12 protein-coding genes are annotated in these 19,758 nt (G+C 64.7%); 7 read left to right on the forward strand and 5 right to left on the reverse strand.

Annotated features, from left to right (window positions below):
* Window positions 1–37 precede the first annotated feature (37 nt).
* Together AC57B1_RS00960 and AC57B1_RS00965 are read right to left on the reverse strand one after the other, a co-directional pair.
* The gene (locus AC57B1_RS00960) at window positions 38–4,450 is read right to left on the reverse strand and encodes a DNA translocase FtsK (RefSeq protein ID WP_496416305.1); all 4,413 of its coding nucleotides are present in this window, start codon (window positions 4,448–4,450) and stop codon (window positions 38–40) included.
* Between the two features lie 260 nt (window positions 4,451–4,710).
* A complete protein-coding gene (locus AC57B1_RS00965; protein WP_408345135.1) occupies window positions 4,711–5,262 on the reverse strand; it encodes an META domain-containing protein in 552 nt (183 codons plus the stop codon).
* A 263-nt stretch (window positions 5,263–5,525) separates the two neighbouring features.
* On the opposite strand from AC57B1_RS00965, the gene purT reads away from it, so the two are divergent.
* The 6 genes from purT to AC57B1_RS00995 all read left to right on the forward strand — a co-directional run bounded on the left by purT (window position 5,526) and on the right by AC57B1_RS00995 (window position 12,896).
* The gene (gene purT / locus AC57B1_RS00970) at window positions 5,526–6,740 is read left to right on the forward strand and encodes a formate-dependent phosphoribosylglycinamide formyltransferase (protein WP_408183356.1); all 1,215 of its coding nucleotides are present in this window, start codon (window positions 5,526–5,528) and stop codon (window positions 6,738–6,740) included.
* Window positions 6,741–6,869: 129 nt separating this feature from the next.
* Window positions 6,870–7,082 (forward strand): DUF6726 family protein, encoded by a 213-nt coding sequence (locus tag AC57B1_RS00975; protein ID WP_408183556.1) that lies wholly within the window; start codon window positions 6,870–6,872, stop codon window positions 7,080–7,082.
* A gap of 104 nt (window positions 7,083–7,186) precedes the next feature.
* A complete protein-coding gene (locus AC57B1_RS00980; protein ID WP_408345141.1) occupies window positions 7,187–7,555 on the forward strand; it encodes an MliC family protein in 369 nt (122 codons plus the stop codon).
* 256 nt (window positions 7,556–7,811) lie between these two features.
* Window positions 7,812–9,464: an acetolactate synthase large subunit gene (locus tag AC57B1_RS00985; RefSeq protein WP_091796098.1), complete on the forward strand. Its 1,653-nt coding sequence runs from the start codon at window positions 7,812–7,814 to the stop codon at window positions 9,462–9,464.
* Window positions 9,465–9,644: 180 nt separating this feature from the next.
* Window positions 9,645–11,081, forward strand: coding sequence for an aldehyde dehydrogenase family protein (locus AC57B1_RS00990; RefSeq protein ID WP_408345144.1), 1,437 nt, complete (start codon window positions 9,645–9,647; stop codon window positions 11,079–11,081).
* Between the two features lie 324 nt (window positions 11,082–11,405).
* A complete protein-coding gene (locus AC57B1_RS00995; RefSeq protein WP_408345147.1) occupies window positions 11,406–12,896 on the forward strand; it encodes a DEAD/DEAH box helicase in 1,491 nt (496 codons plus the stop codon).
* An 18-nt stretch (window positions 12,897–12,914) separates the two neighbouring features.
* Here AC57B1_RS00995 and gluQRS read toward each other — a convergent pair whose 3' ends face one another.
* Together gluQRS and AC57B1_RS01005 are read right to left on the reverse strand one after the other, a co-directional pair.
* A complete protein-coding gene (gene gluQRS / locus AC57B1_RS01000) occupies window positions 12,915–13,808 on the reverse strand; it encodes a tRNA glutamyl-Q(34) synthetase GluQRS (protein WP_496416349.1) in 894 nt (297 codons plus the stop codon).
* 62 nt (window positions 13,809–13,870) lie between these two features.
* Window positions 13,871–14,734: a sulfurtransferase gene (locus tag AC57B1_RS01005; protein ID WP_408345150.1), complete on the reverse strand. Its 864-nt coding sequence runs from the start codon at window positions 14,732–14,734 to the stop codon at window positions 13,871–13,873.
* A gap of 330 nt (window positions 14,735–15,064) precedes the next feature.
* On the opposite strand from AC57B1_RS01005, the gene dnaE reads away from it, so the two are divergent.
* Window positions 15,065–18,646, forward strand: a complete 3,582-nt coding sequence (gene dnaE, locus AC57B1_RS01010; RefSeq protein WP_408183368.1) for a DNA polymerase III subunit alpha — start codon at window positions 15,065–15,067, stop codon at window positions 18,644–18,646.
* Window positions 18,647–18,844: 198 nt separating this feature from the next.
* Here dnaE and AC57B1_RS01015 read toward each other — a convergent pair whose 3' ends face one another.
* Window positions 18,845–19,606, reverse strand: coding sequence for a glycosyltransferase family 2 protein (locus AC57B1_RS01015; RefSeq protein WP_496416306.1), 762 nt, complete (start codon window positions 19,604–19,606; stop codon window positions 18,845–18,847).
* Between the last annotated feature and the right edge of the window lie 152 nt (window positions 19,607–19,758).

Here is a 19,758-nt window from a genome sequence, read left to right on the forward strand (position 1 = left end):
GGTTGGCTTTGTGCGAGTGATGCCCCGCGATAGTGGCTCACTCCGCCGGCCCAGGCGCCAGCACTTCACGGCTACCGTTGATGCCCATGGCGGACACGAGGCCCGCCGTTTCCATCTGTTCGACGAGACGCGCCGCGCGGTTATAACCGATGCGCAACTGGCGCTGCACCGAGGAGATCGACGCGCGCCGCGTGCGCACCACGAAGGCGACCGCCTCGTCGTAGAGGGGATCGGCCTCCGCGTCCGGCGATTCGCCGAACAGGTCTTGCGCTGCGCCGCCCTCGGTGGCCGGGCCGTCGAGAATGCCTTCTTCGTACTGCGGTTCGCCGAACTGCTTCAGATACTCGACGATCCGATGCACTTCCTCGTCGGCGACGAACGCGCCGTGTACCCGTTGCGGGTAGCCCGTGCCGGGCGGCAGAAACAGCATGTCGCCCTGGCCCAGCAGCGACTCGGCACCCATCTGATCGAGAATCGTGCGCGAGTCGATCTTCGACGATACCTGGAACGCCACGCGCGTCGGAATGTTCGCCTTGATGAGGCCGGTGATCACGTCGACCGAAGGACGCTGCGTCGCCAGGATCAGGTGGATGCCGGCGGCGCGCGCCTTCTGCGCGAGCCGCGCGATCAGCTCTTCAATCTTCTTGCCGGCCACCATCATCAGGTCGGCCAGCTCGTCGATCACGACCACGATCAGCGGCAGCGGCGCGAGCGGTTCGGGCGCTTCCGGTGTCAGCGAGAACGGGTTGCCGAGCTTCTTGCCCTTGGCTTCGGTGTCGCGGATTTTCTGGTTGAAACCGGCCAGATTGCGCACGCCGACCGCGGACATCAGGCGGTAGCGCTTTTCCATTTCGCCGACGCACCAGTTCAGCGCGTTGGCGGCCAGCTTCATGTCGGTGACGACCGGCGCGAGCAGATGCGGAATGCCTTCGTAGACCGATAGCTCCAGCATCTTCGGATCGATCATGATGAGGCGTACTTCCTCGGGCGTCGCCTTGAAGAGCAACGAGCAGATCATCGCGTTGATCGCCACCGACTTGCCCGAACCGGTCGTGCCCGCGACCAGCATGTGCGGCGCCTTCGCCAGATCGGCGACCACCGGATGGCCGGTGATGTCCTTGCCCATGGCGAGCGTCAACTGCGAATGCGAGTTCTGATAGACGCTGGCTTCGAGAATTTCGGACAGGCGGATGGTCTGGCGCTTGGCGTTCGGCAATTCCAGACCCATGCAGGTCTTGCCGGGAATCGTCTCGACCACGCGGATGGATGTGAGGCCGAGGCCACGTGACAGATCCTTCATCAAGCCGACGATCTGACTGCCGCGCACGCCAAGCGCCGGTTCCACTTCGAAGCGCGTGATGACCGGCCCGGCCGACGCGCCGACAACGGTCACCGGCACCTTGAATTCCTGCAGACGCTGTTCGATCAGCAGGCCGGTTTCGATGAGCTTTTCTTCGGAGACCGGTTCGACGTCGATGTCCGCGGGCGCGAGCAGGTCGAGCGTGGGCAGTTCGACCTTCGATGCCGCGGGTGCGCGGAACTCGAAGCCGTTGGTGGGGCTGTGGCCGCGCAGCGGCGGGCGTTGGACGGCGGGTTCGGCGGCCCCGGTGGATGGGGGCGCGGTTGTGGTCGGTGCAGCGGGGGTTGTTGCGTCGAGTGGGATTACGTCGAGCGGTGCTGCCGCGAGCGGTGCGGATGCTGCCGGCGCCAAGGTGGCCTCGTTGACGCGGTCTTCCACGGCGACCGGTTCGTCGGCAACGACATCGGATGCCACAGGCGCGGCGTGAACCGCGAAGCCCGGAAAGCGAACCACGTTCGATGCCTGAGCCACGATGGTGGGTGGCGGCTCTGCGGCTACTGTGTTGTCGGCGTATGCGGTGGCCGGCGATTCCGACGCGTGCGGCACGATGCTTTGCGGTGGCACTGCGGCCGAAGCGTTTGCAACGTGCTCGGTGGTTGGCGAGTTCGACGCATGCGGCACGATGCTTTGCGGCAGCCTTGCGGCCGATGCGTTTGCAACGTGTTCGATGGTCGGCGATTCCGACGCATGCGACGCTACGTTGAGTGGCGGCATTGCTGCGGTTATGTTTGCAGCGTGCGTGCTGGTTGACGCGTCCGATGCCTGGGTCGCGTCCGGCAGAGCAGGGGAGTCCACTGCCTCCATTTGGACCGGCGCGGCGGATTCGTCAAGGCGCGCTCCGCTCAGCGACGGCACGACGTCATGCGTCGCCACGGCTTCACTCGACGCGGCAACGCTAGCGACTGCCGGCCCGCTCGACGACGAAGCCGCGTGTTGCGCCAGGACGGCATCGAGTTCGGCTTCCCAAGGCGCGAGGGTTTTATCGAACACGACGGAAGCGACCGGGGCATACGCCGGCACAGCGGATGGCGGCTCGATGGCCGGTGCGGCTGCTTTAACGTGTTCGGTGGCCGCGGATGTAGTCGGCTGCCCGGCAACCTCAGATGCGATGACTTCTGAACGATCCGCCGGCTGGCTAGGCGTTTGCGCGACTTCAGCTGTCGGGCTCGCGTGGCTGTCGGCGTGAGGTGCCAGATGCGCTGAATCGTCTTCGAGCGGCGGTTCGTCCGCGTGAGCGTCGCTGGCTTGCAACTGCGCCGCGAAGATCTGAAACGGCGTAGGTGTAGCAACCGACGGCACATACTGCGACGCAGGCGCAGGCGCAGGCGCAGGCGCAAACACAGGCTCGACTACGGGCGCCGCCGTCAACGGCGGTTGAATGATCGGTGGCTCGATCGGCCATTGCACGACGGGCTCGTGGCTGACCTCCAGCGGCATTTCGTTCGCGGTTTCCGTGCGCGTCGTTTCGATCGGCGCTTTTACCGAGTCGTCAGCCGATGCACTTTCCACAACGTCGAACGAAGGCACAGCCTCGTCCGGCGTCAAAGGCGCCTCGAGTACCTCCGTTCGCGCCACATCCCCGCCCGATGGCCGAACCTCGAACGACTCCAACGCGTCCGGCGCGCTCATGACTTTCGGGGAGTCCGCGCTGCTGCTGCGCGCGAGGCTCACCCCGGCAAGATCGGTCCAGCGGGCGGCGTTTTCAGCGATGCTGCGAAGCGTCTCCTGCACACTCGGGGGTGGCGTGACTTTCTGCGTCGTGGGCATAGGCCGCGTGAAGCTGGGCGGCGCCCGGCGCGTCGCCGACGCCGGCATGTCGTCGCCCGAACGCGGGGCGGCCGGGAAAGCCTGCCGGGGCGCCGCGGCGCGATTGACCGAAGCCGCCGGGGCAGACGTGCCTTGGGCCGCCACCGACGGACGACCCGCGCCAGTGGTTGCGTTGCCCACGGACCCCGCAGTCGAGTGCGAGGCCGCGCCGGGGACGCCGCGCGCCGTTGCCGTCGCGTGCGTCGCTGTCTGAGCCACTCTGGTTGGCACAGCCGCGCGGCCCGCGGCACCTGCCGCGCCCGCCGCAGCTGCACCACCCACAGTACGTGCCGCACTCGCAGTGCCTGTCGCGGCTGCCGAAGTTGCACCCACTGTACCCACTGCACCGGCCGCAGCCGCACCTGCCGCGAGGCCGGCACCGAACCCTGACGATCCGACGGCCCGCTGCTCGCCAGCCGATCGACGTCCAACCTGCGATGCGCCGTCGCGAGCCGCGGCACCGGATGCACCCGATCCTGCGACCGAATCCGCCGCCGGCGCAGCCATGCGTGATCCGGAGTCGCGCAACCAACCGGTCGGTGCGACCGGCTCGGCCGGCATCCACGCGGCTTTGTCCGGGTTGAGTGATTGCGTTTGCATCGGTACATGGCGCGGCGGTGTCGTCGCTGCGCCCGTGCGCAGCACCGGCTCGGACTGCGCCTGACCGCGCGGCGCCGCCGCCCCGCTGCGCCAGCTCGCGCCGGCGCCACGCGCCGACGCATCCTTGCCCGCGGCAGCCGCAGCGGCGCCCGCGGCCGCGTCGCGCCCGCGCGCCGGCGGCCGCCACACCGTCGGACGCGCGTAACGTCCATTGGTTTTCGGCGCCATCGTATTGGTGGCCGGCGAAACGTGCGACGGCAAGCCGTCGTCGATACTGCGATGACGACGTGCTTCCTCGTCGCGTTTGGCGAGGCCGCGCGACAGGCCGAGGCCGAACGCGCCGTCGGCCCATGCGGCGAAGTCGCGCCAGCGGAAGTCGATTAGCCAGGGCAGGCTGATCAGCAGCAGCGCGAGCGCCGCCAAGGGCGTGCCGATATGCCCGAGCAGATGACCGAAGCGCGCGGCCAGCGCATGGCCGAAGCCATTCACACCGGCCATGCCGATCAGCGACGCCTCGAGTGTGCAGCTCGCCACCAGCACGCAGACGAAGCCGAGCCAAAGCCGGATCGTGCCGGGGCCGCGCAAGCCTGCGCCGCCCGGCAGCGCGGACTTCACGAGACGCCACACAAGAGGAATGAACCAGACGGCTGACCCGCCGAACCAGCCGAAAACTACCGTTTGCATACTAGACATCAACGAATGACGGACGCGCGCAAACGCAATCCGTCGAGTTTAAACCGGCGAAGCCCGACGCTTCGAAGGCAGACGCAAGTATGCTTGCGTCCCATTGGAAAGCAGACCGGCGCGCGGCCTGCCGTCGGTGAAAAACAACGGCTGTCGGGACAGCCTTCACCCTTCATGCGGACCGTTCCGACCGTGGCGCGCGCCGCAGGCCGGTTGGCCAGTCAGCGTGCCTTGCTCTCGTCCGGTGATCCGCGCCCCGCTCATTTCGTGCTGCTGTCGAAGGTCAGCGTGTCGCCGTTGTCGAGCACCAGTTGCATCTGCTGCGGCGCGCGCATCTGCACGCCGGTGCGATCGATATGCGTCAGCGCATTGAGATACGCGCCCTCGATCTGTCCGCCCGGCGTCATGCACGCCATGCGCGTGCCGCCCAGCGTGCCGAAGCTCAGCTTGCCGTCTTTCAGCGCATACGAGCCCATATAGCGGTTGCAACCGGAAAAGCCGCTGGCGTGCCGTTGACCGGTCGAGGTGGACAACGTGAGCGTAATCGGCGCGCCCTGGTTCGCGGACGGAATCGCGCGTGCGGTGCCGTCAGCCTGTTTCCAGGCGCTCAGCACCCAGCTGGTGTCGTCGAGCAATTGCGCGGCGGCGGGGTTGAAGGGGTCGGGCGCGGCTGCCTCCGAGTCGGGATGTTTCGGGATCGCGCAGGCGCTCAACAGCGCGGCGACGCTCAACGCGGCGATGGCGGTGCGCAGATACGGGTTGAAATACGGGGTAAAGCGCGCAACACGTCGCGCGGAGGAGCTTTGGAGCATTGCGTCGTTCCTCTTCAAACTGGCGAAGGCGTAAGGGTAACGCACTAAGCTCGCCGCACGCGAGAGCATTGGCGTGCCACGAGCTTATTCAGCGCGTCGTGGCGGCCTTGTACGCCGCCGTTGTGCGCAAGTCGTGCGCAGTCGTTGCCCGTCACGCGCGGATCAGGATGTGGCCGCCGCGAGCAAGGTGCGGCGAGGGGCCCGCATGTTAACATCGTGCTCTACCCAATCCCACCCTCATCCGACTTTTATCTGGAGACCTCATGCAGATCGGCCAACGGATCGGCACGCCTCTTTCTGAATCCGCCACGCGTGTCATGCTGCTCGGCGCCGGCGAGCTCGGCAAGGAAGTGATCATCGCGTTGCAACGGCTGGGCGTCGAAGTGATCGCCGTCGACCGTTACCCGAACGCGCCGGGGCACCAGGTCGCGCACCGCGCGCACGTGATCGACATGACGGATCGCGCCGCGTTGCGCGCGCTGGTCGAACAGGAGCGCCCGCATCTGATCGTCCCCGAGATCGAGGCGATCGCGACCGACGAACTCGCCGCTATCGAGGCCGACGCGCTCGCCGAAGTGATCCCAACGGCGCGCGCCACGCAGCTCACCATGAACCGCGAAGGCATCCGCCGTCTGGCCGCCGAGGAACTCGGCCTGCCGACCTCGCCGTACGCCTTCGCCGACTCGCTCGACGAATTGCGCGCGGGCATCGCCAAGGTCGGCTATCCGTGCGTGGTGAAGCCGGTCATGTCGTCGTCGGGCAAGGGGCAGTCGGTGCTGCGCAGCGACGCCGACGTCGAACCCGCATGGCAATACGCCATGGCCGGCGGCCGGGTGAACCACGGCCGCGTGATCGTTGAAGGCTTTATCGACTTCGAATACGAAATCACGCAGTTGACTGTGCGCGCCATCGACCCGGCGAGCGGTGAAGTCAGCACGTATTTCTGCGACCCGATCGGCCACGTGCAGGTGGCGGGCGATTACGTCGAATCGTGGCAGCCGCAGCCCATGAGCCCGCTCGCGCTCGAACGTTCGCGTGAAGTGGCGCACAAGGTCACGGCCGCGCTCGGCGGGCGAGGTCTGTTCGGCGTGGAACTTTTCGTGCGCGGCGATGACGTATGGTTTTCGGAAGTGAGTCCGCGTCCGCACGATACCGGTCTCGTCACGCTGTGCTCGCAGCGCTTTTCGGAATTCGAATTGCACGCGCGCGCGATCCTCGGTTTGCCGGTGGATACGTCGCTGCGGGCGCCGGGTGCGTCGGCGGTGATTTACGGCGGCCTCGACGAGACCGGGATTGCCTTCGAAGGTGTCGCCGCGGCGTTGGCGGTGCCGAATTCGGATCTGCGCCTGTTCGGCAAGCCGGAGAGTTTCGTCAAGCGCCGCATGGGCGTGGCGCTCGCCACGGGCGACACGACCGACGAAGCACGCTCGCGTGCGAAGCAGGCTGCGGCGGCGGTGCGGCCGGTGTCGGCAAAGTAAGTGCCGGCGGGCGCACTGGGCATGGTTGTGACGAACCCCCACGCGCCGCTGGTTTCGCGCGGCCGGCATAATCGCTGCGCACAATCTGAAATGATTGGGCTCGTCGAGCTCATCGACGTTGAGGTACGTATGGCGCTGGAAATCGGCAACAACACGCGGCGCGGGGTGGCCGGCCGTCTCGGCGCACTCGGCGTGCTGTTTGCGCTATGTGCCGGATTGACGGGGTGCGGTCTCGCGGCCGCGCCGTGCCGGATCGCTTCGGCCGGCTTGAAGATCGTGCCGGTCGTCGGGCACGTGGCCGCCGCGCCGACCGATGCGTGCGCCGACGTGATCGATCCATGATCGATTCGCGTCGACTGTCCTGAGCCGCAGCCACGAGGCGCGGCATACCTGGGGCTTGCCTGGCATCGCCCGTGTTTGACTGGCAGCAACGATCGAGGCTTCCCATGAAGAGATGGCTGGTTGCGTTAACCACGGCAGCGGGACTCGCGGCGTCATATGGCATTGCATGTGCCGCGCCGTTGCAGTTTTCGGAGATTCAGGCGAAAAACCGTCAGACCCACAAATACACCTGTGCGACCGGCAAGATCCTGCAGGTCACCTACTGGAACACGGCGAACGGCCAGAGCTTCGCGCTCGTGCCGGTGAAGGGCAAAGCGCTGCTGTTCGTCAACACCATGTCGGCCTCCGGCGCGAAATATCAGGCCGGCAGCTATACATGGTGGACCAAGGGCCCGCGCGCCGACCTGTACGACGCCATGGACGGCGAAAACGCGCCACCCATGCTGTCGGACTGCGTCACCATCAATCGCTAGGCATGCGGCGGCGGGTTATCCCAACTGCGCCGCTGATGGCCTCATCATGCTCCTGCCGCGCGGCATTGGCCGCCGGCCGCACATCATTCCCGTTCGAGTAGTAAGCTGTCTGGCGTGGCATCTGCAGCGCGCTCACGTTATGCCATCAAGCCATGCCGGGCGGTGTCCGCATGGCCGTCGTCGTCTTTCGATCGTCCGTTTCCGGACCCCGGCAAGGGGTCGCGGCCCGCGTCCGTATCATCAAGCGAGACCCTCAATGAAAGCATCGGACCTGTTCGTCAAATCGCTGGAAGCCGAAGGTGTCGAGTATGTGTTCGGTATTCCCGGTGAAGAAAACCTCGATCTGCTCGAATCGCTGCGCCGCTCGAAAATCCGTCTGATCCTCACGCGTCATGAACAGGCGGCCGGTTTTATGGCCGCCACTTACGGGCGTCTCACGGGGCGCATCGGCGTGTGCCTGGCGACCCTCGGCCCGGGCGCGACCAACCTCGTGACTGCCGCCGCGTACGCGCAACTGGGCGGCATGCCGATGCTGATGGTCACCGGGCAAAAACCGATCAAGGCGAGCAAGCAAGGGCATTTTCAGATCGTCGACGTAGTGCGCATGATGGAACCGCTGACCAAATACACGCGGCAGATCGTGTCGGTGAGCAATATCCCGGCGGCGGTGCGCGAGGCGGTGCGTCAGGCGGAAGAAGAGCGGCCCGGCGCCACTCACCTCGAATTGCCGGAAGACGTCGCGCATGAAGAAGGCGACGGCAAGCCGATTCCGAAGAGCTACAGCCGCCGTCCCATCGCCGAGGAAAAAGCCGTGGCGCACGCGGTCGAGGCGATCACCCGCGCGAAGCATCCGTTATTGATGATCGGCGCGGGCGGCAATCGCAAGACGACCACCAAGATGCTGCGCGAGTTCGTCGACCAGATCGGCATTCCGTTCTTCACCACGCAGATGGGCAAGGGCGTGATCGACGAATCGCATCCCATGTGGCTCGGCAACGCGACACTCTCCGACGGCGACTTCGTGCACCGCGCGATCGACCACGCGGACTGCATCATCAATGTCGGTCACGACGTGATCGAAAAGCCGCCGTTTTTCATGCGCAGCGGCGAGGCCGGCGAGAAGACAGTGATTCACGTCAACTTCCTCGGCGCCGAGGTCGACACGGTGTACTTCCCGCAGATCGAAGTGGTCGGCGATATCGCCAACGCCGTGTGGCAACTCAAGGAAAGTCTCAAGGAGCGCCAGGAGCACTGGGACTTCACGCGCTTCAAGGAAATCAAGGAGCACTTCGAGGCGCATCTGATCAAAGGCCAGCACGACGATCGTTTTCCCATGTATCCGGTGCGGATCGTCAACGACGTGTACGAGACCACGCCGGTGGACGGCATCGTGTGTCTGGACAACGGCATGTACAAGATCTGGTTCGCCCGCTACTACCGCGCGCACGAACCGAATTCACTGCTGCTCGACAACGCGTTGGCTTCGATGGGCGCGGGGCTGCCGTCCGCGATCGCCACCAAGATCGTGCATCCGGACCGCAAGGTCATGGCCGTGTGCGGCGACGGCGGTTTCATGATGAATTCGCAGGAACTGGAAACGGCGGTGCGTCTGAGGCTGGATCTGGTGATTCTGATCTTGCGCGACGACGCGTTCGGCATGATCCGCTGGAAGCAGGAAAACATGAACTTCCCCGATTACGGCATGACGCTGAGCAACCCGGATTTCGTCGCGTATGCGCAGAGCTATGGGGCAAAGGGTCACCGTATCGAATCGGCGGCGGAGTTCGCGCCGCTGCTGCGCGAATGTTTCGTGACGCCGGGCGTACATGTGATCGATCTGCCGATCGACTATTCCGACAACGAGCGCGTGCTGAATCGCGAGATCAAGCGGCTGTCGGCGCAACTATGAACGGCGGGTGGCTTCACCGGCGACTGACAGGCGAGCGGAAAATGGGCGCGGCTAGTGCGCGGCACGCGAACGGCACACAAGTGGCAAGTGAGCAGCCAATGAGCAGCCAATGAGCAGCCAAGGGGCATGCCCCTTGCTGGCAGTCTTGCTTCTACAGGTATCGGATCAAGGAGACGCGTCATGTTGAACAAGACCTACCCTTACTATCTCGCCAACGTTGCGGTGGCCGCCAACACCGATCTCGAAGTCACCGATAAATTCAGCGGCGAAGTCGCCACCCGCGTGGCGATGGCCGACGCCGCCGCGATCGACAAAGCGATCGGCCACGCCGTCGAGGCCATGCCCGCGCTGCGCGCTTTTCCGCCGTTCAAACGCCAGGCGGTGCTCGAACATTGCGTGAAGCGCTTTCGCGAGCGCTACGACGAACTGGCGCTCGCGCTGTGCATCGAGGCCGGCAAGCCGATCAACGACTCGAAAGGCGAGGTCACGCGCCTGATCGATACGTTCAAGGTGGCCGCGGAGGAGTCGGTGCGCATCGACGGCGAGATCGTCAATCTGCAGATTTCGCCGCGCGCCAAGGGCTACCACGGCTATGTGAAGCGGGTGCCGATCGGCCCTTGCTCGTTTATTTCGCCGTTCAACTTTCCGCTGAACCTGACCGCGCACAAGGTCGCGCCGGCTATCGCGGCAGGTGTGCCGTTCGTGTTGAAGCCGGCGAGCCGCACGCCGGTCGGCGCGCTCATCATGGGCGAGATTCTGGCGGAAACCGATCTGCCCAAAGGCGCATTCTCGATTCTGCCCGCGCATCGCGACGGCGCCGATCTCTTCACCACCGACGAGCGCTTCAAATTGCTGTCCTTCACCGGCTCGCCCGCGGTGGGCTGGGATTTGAAGAAGAAGGCGGGCAAGAAAAAGGTGATTCTGGAATTGGGCGGCAACGCGGCTGCGATCGTCGACGGCGATCAGGGCGGAAAGCTCGACTATGTGGTCGACCGGCTCGCATTCGGCGCGTTCTATCAGTCGGGGCAGAGCTGCATCGGCGTGCAGCGGATTCTCGTCCACGCCAGTTTGTATGACGCCTTGCGCGAGAAGCTCATTGCCAAGACCAAATCGCTCGTGATGGGCGATCCGAAAGACGAAAAGACCTTCGTCGGGCCGATGATCTCCGAATCGGAATCCAAACGCCTCGCCGGCTGGATGGAAAGCGCGGTGCAGGCAGGCGCGAAAATCATTGCCGGCGGCAAGGTCGAGGGTGCGATGTTCGAGGCCACGCTGCTCGAAGGCGTGAAACGCGACACCGATCTGTATCGCAAGGAAGCGTTCGGGCCGGTGGCGATTCTGGAGCGCTTCGACGATTTCGACGCCGCGCTCGCGACCGTCAACGACAGCGACTTCGGCCTGCAGGCGGGCGTGTTCACGGATTCGCTCGCGCATGCGCATCGCGCGTGGGACGAACTCGACGTGGGCGGCGTGGTGATCAACGACGTGCCGTCGTTCCGGGTCGACAACATGCCGTACGGCGGCGTGAAGGATTCCGGGTTGGGGCGTGAAGGCGTGCGCTACGCGATCGAGGACATGACCGAGCTGCGCCTGATGGTGATGCGCGAGACGTGGTAGGACTGCTGTCACGCAACTGTCGTCTGAGCCCACTACGCTGCGAGCGAAGCGCGACGGCGCATGGGGGTGCCCCGAGCGCCGGCGCCCCGGCTTTCGCCGGCGTAAGCAGAAAGCCGGCACATGCGCCATGAGTGTTTTTGCTGAAGTGCTACAATACCGGCCTTTCCGGCGGGTGTTTCCGCCGGCCGGAGCCGGCCGCATTTTTTCCCGCAATACTATCGGGTCCCGTGCGGAACGCCGTGGCTCCGCCTTCATCACAATGCCCTCTGCGGTTCCGACCGCTGCCGCGCGCACGCGCAAAGCGCATTTTTAGCGAAAGCCACCATGTCCGACACAGCCGTCACGCCCAGCACTGCGACTTTTGATCAATTCGGTCTCGCGCCCGACATCCTGAAAGCCGTCAAAGAATCGGGCTACACCATCCCTACGCCGATCCAGGCGCAGGCGATTCCCGTCGTGCTGGCCGGCCGCGACGTCATGGGCGCCGCGCAAACCGGCACCGGCAAGACCGCGAGTTTCTCGCTGCCGATCATCCAGCGCCTCTTGCCGCAGGCGAGCACGAGCGCATCGCCCGCCCGGCATCCGGTGCGCGCGCTGATCCTCACGCCGACCCGCGAACTTGCCGACCAGGTCGCCGCGAACGTGCAGTCGTATGCGAAGCACACGGCGCTGCGCAGCGCCGTGGTGTTCGGCGGCGTGGATATGAATCCGCAATCGGAGCAACTGCGCCGCGGCGTCGAGATTCTGATCGCCACGCCAGGCCGCCTGCTCGATCACGTGCAACAGAAGACCGCCAACCTCGGCCAGGTGCAGATTCTCGTGCTCGACGAAGCCGACCGCATGCTCGACATGGGCTTCCTGCCGGACCTGCAGCGCATTCTGAACCTGCTGCCGAAAGAGCGTCAGACGCTGCTGTTTTCGGCCACGTTCTCGGGCGAAATCAAGAAGCTCGCCGCGACCTATCTGCGCAACCCGCAAACTATTGAAGTCGCGCGCAGCAACTCGACTGCGACCAACGTAACGCAGATCGTCTTTGAAGTCGCCGAAGGCGACAAGACCGGCGCGGTCGTGCAACTGATTCGCGAGCGCAGCCTCAAGCAGGTAATCGTGTTCTGCAATAGCAAGATCGGCGCGAGCCGTCTCGCGCGCAGCCTCGAGCGCGACGGCGTGGTGGCGACAGCGATTCACGGCGATCGCTCGCAGAATGAACGGATGCAGGCGCTCGACGCGTTCAAGCGCGGCGAGATCGAAGCGCTGGTGGCGACAGACGTCGCCGCACGCGGCCTCGATATCGCCGAACTGCCGGCGGTGATCAACTTCGATCTGCCGTTCAATGCGGAAGACTACGTGCACCGGATCGGCCGTACCGGCCGCGCGGGTGCTTCAGGCGACGCCTTGTCGCTGTGCAGCCCGAACGAGCGCAAGCAGCTTGCCGATATCGAGAAGTTGATCAAACGTCCGTTGGACGTGCAGCGCCTGACGGTGGAAGCGCCGGTGCGCCACCACCATGAAGAGCGGGCGCCGCGTCGCGAGCGTAGCAGTGAGGGGCGGGAAGGGCGCGAAGGGCGTGAAGATCGCGGCAGCCGTCGGCGCACGGGTGCGTCGTCGGGTTCGTTCGACCGGCCGCATCATCATCGCGCGCAACCGGTGGATGATTTCTTCCTGAAGCCGTATGAGCCGTCGCCTGCTTCGGTTCGCAAGGTCGAGGAGGCCGACGCTGCTTCGGCCGCGCCGCAGAAGTCCGCTTCCAAGCAGCCGTTGGCGGCGCTGTTGGGCGGGTTCGGAATGCCGAGAAAGTCGCCGTCGTCTTCCTGATCCAGGCGCGAATCGCGGTTATCCTGCTGTGGGTAATCCCATTCGTTTTGCCCATGCCACCGTGGCGGCGGCATAAAAGCCGTCTAGCGTTGTATGGTCCGCAGCGCTTTCCAGCTTGAGCCCCAGATGCCGCGCCGCTGCGCTCAGCGCTTCGAGTGGCTGATCGCTGTCCAGCGCCGTGGCGCCGTTCTGCTTGCTGAGTTTTTCGCCCTGCTCGTTCATGACGACGGGCACATGCAAATACTCGGGCGTCGGCACGCCCAGGCAGCGCTGCAAATAGATCTGCCGTGCCGTTGAATCCATCAAATCCGCGCCGCGCACAATGTGCGTGATGCCCGCATCCGCGTCGTCGACGACCACCGCCAGCTGATACGCCCATTGGTCGTCCGCGCGCTTCAGCACGAAATCGCCGACCTCGGTGGCCAGATTCTGTGTCTGCGTGCCTTGCCAGCGGTCCTCGAACGTGATGATCGCGGCGTCGCCATCGGGCACGCGCAGTCGCCATGCGCGCGCCGGTTTGCCATGCAGGCCTTCGCGGCAGGTGCCGGGATAGGCGAGGGTGGTGTTGCGCGCATGCGCGTGCAGCAGCGAGTCGGCGATTTCCTTGCGCGTGCAGCCACACGGATAGATCATGCCGCCGGCCTTCAATTGCTCCAGTGCCTGCTGGTAGCGCGCGAGGCGGGTGCTTTGCCAGACAGGCGGTTCGTCCGCCTGCATGCCGAAGCGTTCGAGGGTGGCGAGAATATCTTCGGCGGCGCCCGGCACGGTGCGCGGGCCGTCGATGTCTTCAATGCGTACGAGCCACGCTCCCCGATGCGCACGCGCGTCCAGCCAGCTTGCAAGCGCGCTGACCAGCGAGCCGAAATGCAGCGGGCCGGTGGGCGATGGCGCGAAACGACCGCGGTAGGGCATGCCGGCCTGGGCCCCGGCCCGCAAAGCCCGGCCCGATTGTTGCGCCGGCTGCGCGGCCACCATCACGCGGCGCGTGCCGCCTTGCTGTCCGGATGGCATTCCGGACACGTCTTGCCCGCCACGTACATGGGCGATTCTTGCGCTTCCGGCGGAACTACGGCGCGGCAGCCGAAGCATTGCGTCGTCTTGCTGGGCTCAAGTTGCGGATTGAGCGCGGTGCGGTAGTCGAACACGAAGCAGTCGCCGTGATAGTGGGCTCCGCCCACTTCCTCGAAGTACTTCAGAATGCCGCCCTCGAGTTGGTACACGTTCTCGATGCCCACGTCCTTCATGTGGATCGCCGCTTTCTCGCAGCGAATCCCGCCCGTGCAGAACGACACGACCGTCTTGCCTTCCAGATCGGCGCGATTCTGCTCGATCACTTCCGGAAACTCGCTGAATTTCGTAATGCGGTAGTCGAGCGCGTTGTCGAACGTACCGACGTCGACTTCGAATGCGTTGCGCGTGTCGAGCATCACGACTGGGCGGCCTTGATCGTCGTGACCGCGGTCCAGCCAGTTTTTCAGCGTGGGCGCGTCGACGAACGGCGCACGGCCCAGCTCCGGCCGGATGGCCGGTTTTTTCATCGTGATGATCTCGCGCTTGAGCTTGACCAGCATGCGGGTGAACGGCTGCTTGTCCGACAGGCTTTCCTTGAACTGCAAATTCGCGAACTTGCCTTCGAACAGCGCGTCGCGACGGATGTAGTCGATGAACGCGTCCGTAGCCTCACGCGTGCCGGCGACGAACAGGTTGATGCCTTCCGGCGCCAGCAGAACAGTGCCCTTCAGGCCGAGCGCATTGCAGCGCTCCGTGACGAACGGGCGCCATGCGGCGGTGTCTTCGATAGTCGCAAATTGATACGAAGAGAGGTTGACGATACTCATAAGTGTCCAGCGGTAAGAGGTGACCGGCGTTGCGGAAAACGGGGCGCATTGGGCTCCCGCTTTCAGGCGCCACGCGGCACGGCCACGTCGAATGGGGCGAAACCCCTATTATCTCTCAACCCGGCGCGTTCCCCGACTCGGCCGAATGGCCAGCGGGTTGCGGTAGCGCAAATCGTTCTCGAACTTGCTGTCGATTTGCCGCGCTCAGGCGGACGTCCGCATGCTCCGCCACCTCAGAAACGCCTGTGCACGCGGCTCGCGCGTTTGCGCCCTAAGCCGGACGGCCAACGCGCGGTTTTGGCCTGAAAACTCCGGAACGGTGGAGTTACAATGTCGCCCATGTCAGATCCCCGCTTCGTTCATCTCCGCGTTCACTCCGAATTCTCGATTGCCGATGGCATCGTGCGCCTCGACGACGTCGTCAAGGCCGCCGCCAAAGACGGCCAGGGCGCGCTCGCCCTCACCGATCTCGGCAACGCATTCGGCCTCGTCCGTTTCTACAAGGAAGCCCGTGGCAAAGGGGTCAAACCCATTGCCGGCTGCGACGTCTGGATCACCAATCCGGACGACCGCGACAAGCCTTCCCGTTTGCTGCTGCTGGTCAAGGACCGGCGCGGCTACCTGAACCTGTGCGAACTGCTCAGCAAGGCGTCGCTCACGAACCAGTATCGCGGTCGCGCGGAAGTCGAGGCCGGCTGGCTCGAAACGGGTCTCGGCGAAGGGCTGCTCGCGTTGTCGGGCGCGCAGCAGGGCGACATCGGCCTCGCGCTCGCGGCGGGTAACGAAGAAGCGGCAAAGCGCAACGCGCTGCATTGGGCGAAGGTATTCCCGGGCGGCTTTTATATCGAGTTGCAGCGCTGCGGTCAGCCCGGCGGCGAGCACTACGTGCAGCAGGCGGTCGCACTCGCGGCGTCGCTGAAACTGCCGGTGGTCGCCACGCATCCCATGCAGTTCATGACGCCGGACGACTTCACCGCGCACGAAGCGCGCGTGTGTATTTCCGAAGGCGACATTCTGGCCAATCCGCGCCGCCCGAAGCGCTTCACGTCCGAGCAGTATTTCCGCACACAGGAAGAGATGGCCGCGCTGTTCGCGGACATTCCGTCGGCGCTCGCCAACTCGGTGGAAATCGCCAAGCGTTGCAACCTCACGCTCGAACTCGGCAAGCCCAAGCTGCCGCTGTTCCCTACGCCCGACGGCATGTCGCTCGACGACTACCTCGTGCATCTGTCGAAAGAGGGCCTCGAAAAGCGTCTCGAGCAGCTTTATCCGGACGAAGCCGAACGCGCGGCGCAACGTGCCACGTACTACGAGCGCCTCGAATTCGAGTGCGGCACGATCATCAAGATGGGCTTTCCCGGCTACTTCCTGATCGTGGCGGACTTCATCAACTGGGCGAAGAACAACGGCGTGCCGGTCGGTCCGGGCCGGGGCTCGGGCGCTGGGTCGCTGGTCGCGTACGCGCTCGGCGTGACCGACCTCGATCCGCTGCGCTACAACCTGCTGTTCGAACGTTTCCTGAATCCGGAGCGGGTGTCCATGCCCGACTTCGACATCGACTTCTGCCAGCACGGCCGCGATCGCGTGATCCAGTACGTGAAGGAAAAGTACGGTGCGGACGCCGTGTCGCAGATCGCCACGTTCGGCACGATGGCGGCGAAGGCGGCGGTGCGCGACATCGGCCGCGTGCTCGATCTCGGCTATATGTTCACGGACGGCATCGCCAAGCTGATTCCGTTCAAGCCGGGCAAGCACGTCACGATTGCGGACGCGATGAAGGAAGAGCCGCTGCTGCAGGAGCGCTTCGACAACGAAGACGAAGTGCATCAGCTGCTCGAACTCGCACAGCGCGTGGAAGGCCTGACGCGTAACGTCGGCATGCACGCGGGCGGTGTGCTGATCGCGCCGGGCAAGCTGACCGATTTCTGTCCGCTGTACACGCAGGGCGACGAAAGCGGCGTGGTGAGCCAGTACGACAAGGATGACGTCGAAGCCGTCGGCCTCGTGAAGTTCGACTTTTTGGGTCTGACCACGCTCACGATTCTCGACTGGGCCGAGCGCTATATCCGGCGTCTCGATCCGTCCAAGCAGGACTGGTCGCTCGGGCAAGTGCCGCTCGACGACCCGGCGTCGTTCTCGATCCTGAAGAAAGCGAATACGGTCGCCGTGTTCCAGCTGGAAAGCCGCGGCATGCAGGGCATGCTGAAAGACGCGCAGCCTGACCGCTTCGAGGACATCATCGCGCTGGTCGCGTTGTACCGTCCGGGCCCAATGGACCTGATTCCGAGCTTCTGCGCGCGTAAGCACGGCCGCGAAGTGGTGGAATATCCGGATCCGCGTGTCGAATCTGTTCTGAAAGAGACCTACGGCATCATGGTCTACCAGGAGCAGGTCATGCAGATGGCGCAGATCATCGGCGGCTACTCGCTGGGCGGCGCCGACTTGCTGCGTCGCGCGATGGGTAAGAAGAAGGCCGAGGAAATGGCCGAACATCGCGAGTTGTTCCGCCAGGGCGCCGCGAAGAACGGTCTGACCGCTGAGAAGGCCGACGAAATCTTCGACTTGATGGAGAAGTTCGCGGGCTACGGCTTCAACAAGTCGCACGCGGCCGCGTATGCGCTGCTGGCGTATTACACCGCATGGCTGAAGGCGCACCATCCGGCGGAATTCATGGCGGCGAATATGTCGCTCGCCATGGACGACACGGACAAGGTCAAGATCCTGTTCGAAGACTGTCTCACGAACAAGATGGCGGTGCTGCCGCCGGATGTGAATCTGTCCGCGTACCGCTTCGAGCCGGTCGCCGAGCCTGACGGCAAGCGCTCGAAAACGATCCGCTACGGCCTCGGCGCAATCAAGGGCAGCGGCCAGAACGCGATCGAAGAAATTCTGCGCGCGCGCGAAGACGGTCCGTTCATCGATATTTTCGATTTCTGCAACCGGGTCGACCGCCGCATCGTCAATCGCCGCACGGTTGAAGCGTTGATCCGCGCCGGCGCGTTCGACACCTTGCATGCGAACCGCGCGCAACTGATCGCGTCCGTTTCGCTCGCCATGGAAGCCGCCGAGCAGGCGAGCGCCAACGCGCTGCAAGCGGGCCTGTTCGACATGGGCGACGCGCCGTCGCAAGGTCACGAACTGGTCGACGAGCCGGAATGGCCGGAAAAGAAAAAGCTGCAGGAAGAGAAGGCCGCGCTCGGCTTCTATCTGTCGGGCCATCTGTTCGATGCCTACAAGAACGAAGTGCGCCGCTTTGTGCGCCAGAAAATCGGCGAGTTGAAGGAAGGCCGCGACAAGCTGGTCGCGGGTGTCATCGCGTCGCTGCGCACGCAGATGACCCAGCGCGGCAAGATGCTGATCGCGCTGCTCGACGACGGCACCGGTCAATGCGAAGTCACGGTTTTCAACGAAACGTTCGAAGCGCACAAGCAACTGTTCAAGGAAGACGAACTGCTGGTCGTGCAGGGCCAGGCGCGTAACGACGCGTTTACCGGCGGGATTCGCTTCACTGTCGACACGGTCATGGACCTCGGCCGCGCACGCTGCCGTTACGCTGAGGCCGTGAAGGTGCAGATGAACGGCAACGCAGACGCGCTGGCATTGCGTCGTGTGCTTGAAGCGCATAGCGCAGGCAAGGACGAACCGCCGGCGGCAGCGGCACCGGCGGCTTCATCGCGAGGCGGAAACGGCGGTGGCAACGGTGGTGGCCGCAATGGTGGCGGCTACGGCGGTGGCGGGCAGCGTCAGGCGGTACAGATTCCAAACGGGCTCGCCGTGCAGGTGGTGTATCGCAGCCAGAACGCGGAAGGTGAAATGCGTCTGGGCGACGCGTGGCGCGTGAAGCCGACCGACGAACTGCTCGCGGCGTTGCGCGGCGAGTTTGCCGGAAGCTCAATCGAGATCGTGTATTGATGGTGGGTTGATGCTGGCTTTGCCGCGCCAATGGCGCGGCAAAAGCGGACTATGACTCGCATCGGCGAATCCCTGCGACGCGGGCATGAGCGAGTGCCGCTAAGCACGCCGCGTTATCAGGCGAGTGATCTTTCATGGGCGCGAGGCAATCAGCCGGCTAGACCAACCGACGGTGATTGGCGACCCATGCCCCGAAAGCTAGCGCCGCGCCTTCTCCCTCAAGCGCGCCAGCTTCAAAAAGCGGTAATACACCGTCTCCGCATTGAACACCGCGATCATGAAACCGGCGCGGCCGTCCAGAAAACCGCGACGCAGCAAATAAGTCCGCACGAACGCCCACGCGCCGCGCCCGAGCGCCTTGCCGAAGCTGCCTCGCTGGCCCGCCACGTGACGTTGCTGGGCGCCCGCTGTCGAATACGCGTCGAGCTTGCGCAACACACCTTCAAAGTCCTCGTACGAGTGATGCATCAGCTTGCCGGTGAGACGCTGCGCCGGCGTGTCGAACACCAGCCGCTCGTGTACCAGGTCGTCGGAGAAGCGCGCGGCGCCGCGTTTGAACAAACGCGGAATCCAGTCCGGATACCAGCCGCTGTGATGAATCCAGTGCCCGCAAAAACTCGACAGCCGGTCTACCGCATAAACGTCGGCGGTGGGGGCGGCCAGCGCCGCGCGGATCGCTGAGGCCAGCTCCGGTGAGACGATTTCGTCGGCGTCGATCGAAAGAATCCAACCGGTGCCGAGCGCGTCGACCGCGCGATTCTTTTGCGGGCCGAAGCCCGGCCAGTCGGTCTGTTCGATCACGCGAGCGCCGTGCGAACGAGCGATGTCGGCGGTGCCGTCCGTGCTGCCGCCGTCGATCACGACGATCTGATCGGCGAACGCCACGGCTTGCAGGCATTCAGCCAGCCGCGCCGCCGCGTTTTTGGTGATGATGGCGACGCCGAGGGTGGTTTCTTGCATACCTGAGTAGCGTGAAGGTCAAAATGACGGAACGCTTCGCGCCAGCCGGCGTCCCCCAGCCATGTTGCGCGAAGCAGCGGGCACAAGCGGGCCGCGGAAGCGAGTTGCCGAAGCAAGCGGCCGAAGCGAGTTGCCGAAGTATACACAGCCGA

The sequence above is a fragment of the Paraburkholderia sp. BGA-UO-ETr-F21 genome, from assembly GCF_059567925.1.

Coding starts and splice junctions, on each gene's coding strand:
- AC57B1_RS00960 (WP_496416305.1), bottom strand. CDS start 4,450: ATGCAAACGGTAGTTTTCGGCTGGTTCGGCGGGTCAGCCGTCTGGTTC.
- purT (WP_408183356.1), top strand. CDS start 5,526: ATGCAGATCGGCCAACGGATCGGCACGCCTCTTTCTGAATCCGCCACG.
- AC57B1_RS00990 (WP_408345144.1), top strand. CDS start 9,645: ATGTTGAACAAGACCTACCCTTACTATCTCGCCAACGTTGCGGTGGCC.
- AC57B1_RS00980 (WP_408345141.1), top strand. CDS start 7,187: ATGAAGAGATGGCTGGTTGCGTTAACCACGGCAGCGGGACTCGCGGCG.
- AC57B1_RS00995 (WP_408345147.1), top strand. CDS start 11,406: ATGTCCGACACAGCCGTCACGCCCAGCACTGCGACTTTTGATCAATTC.
- AC57B1_RS01015 (WP_496416306.1), bottom strand. CDS start 19,606: ATGCAAGAAACCACCCTCGGCGTCGCCATCATCACCAAAAACGCGGCG.
- dnaE (WP_408183368.1), top strand. CDS start 15,065: ATGTCGCCCATGTCAGATCCCCGCTTCGTTCATCTCCGCGTTCACTCC.
- AC57B1_RS00965 (WP_408345135.1), bottom strand. CDS start 5,262: ATGCTCCAAAGCTCCTCCGCGCGACGTGTTGCGCGCTTTACCCCGTAT.
- AC57B1_RS00975 (WP_408183556.1), top strand. CDS start 6,870: ATGGCGCTGGAAATCGGCAACAACACGCGGCGCGGGGTGGCCGGCCGT.
- AC57B1_RS01005 (WP_408345150.1), bottom strand. CDS start 14,734: ATGAGTATCGTCAACCTCTCTTCGTATCAATTTGCGACTATCGAAGAC.
- gluQRS (WP_496416349.1), bottom strand. CDS start 13,808: ATGCCCTACCGCGGTCGTTTCGCGCCATCGCCCACCGGCCCGCTGCAT.
- AC57B1_RS00985 (WP_091796098.1), top strand. CDS start 7,812: ATGAAAGCATCGGACCTGTTCGTCAAATCGCTGGAAGCCGAAGGTGTC.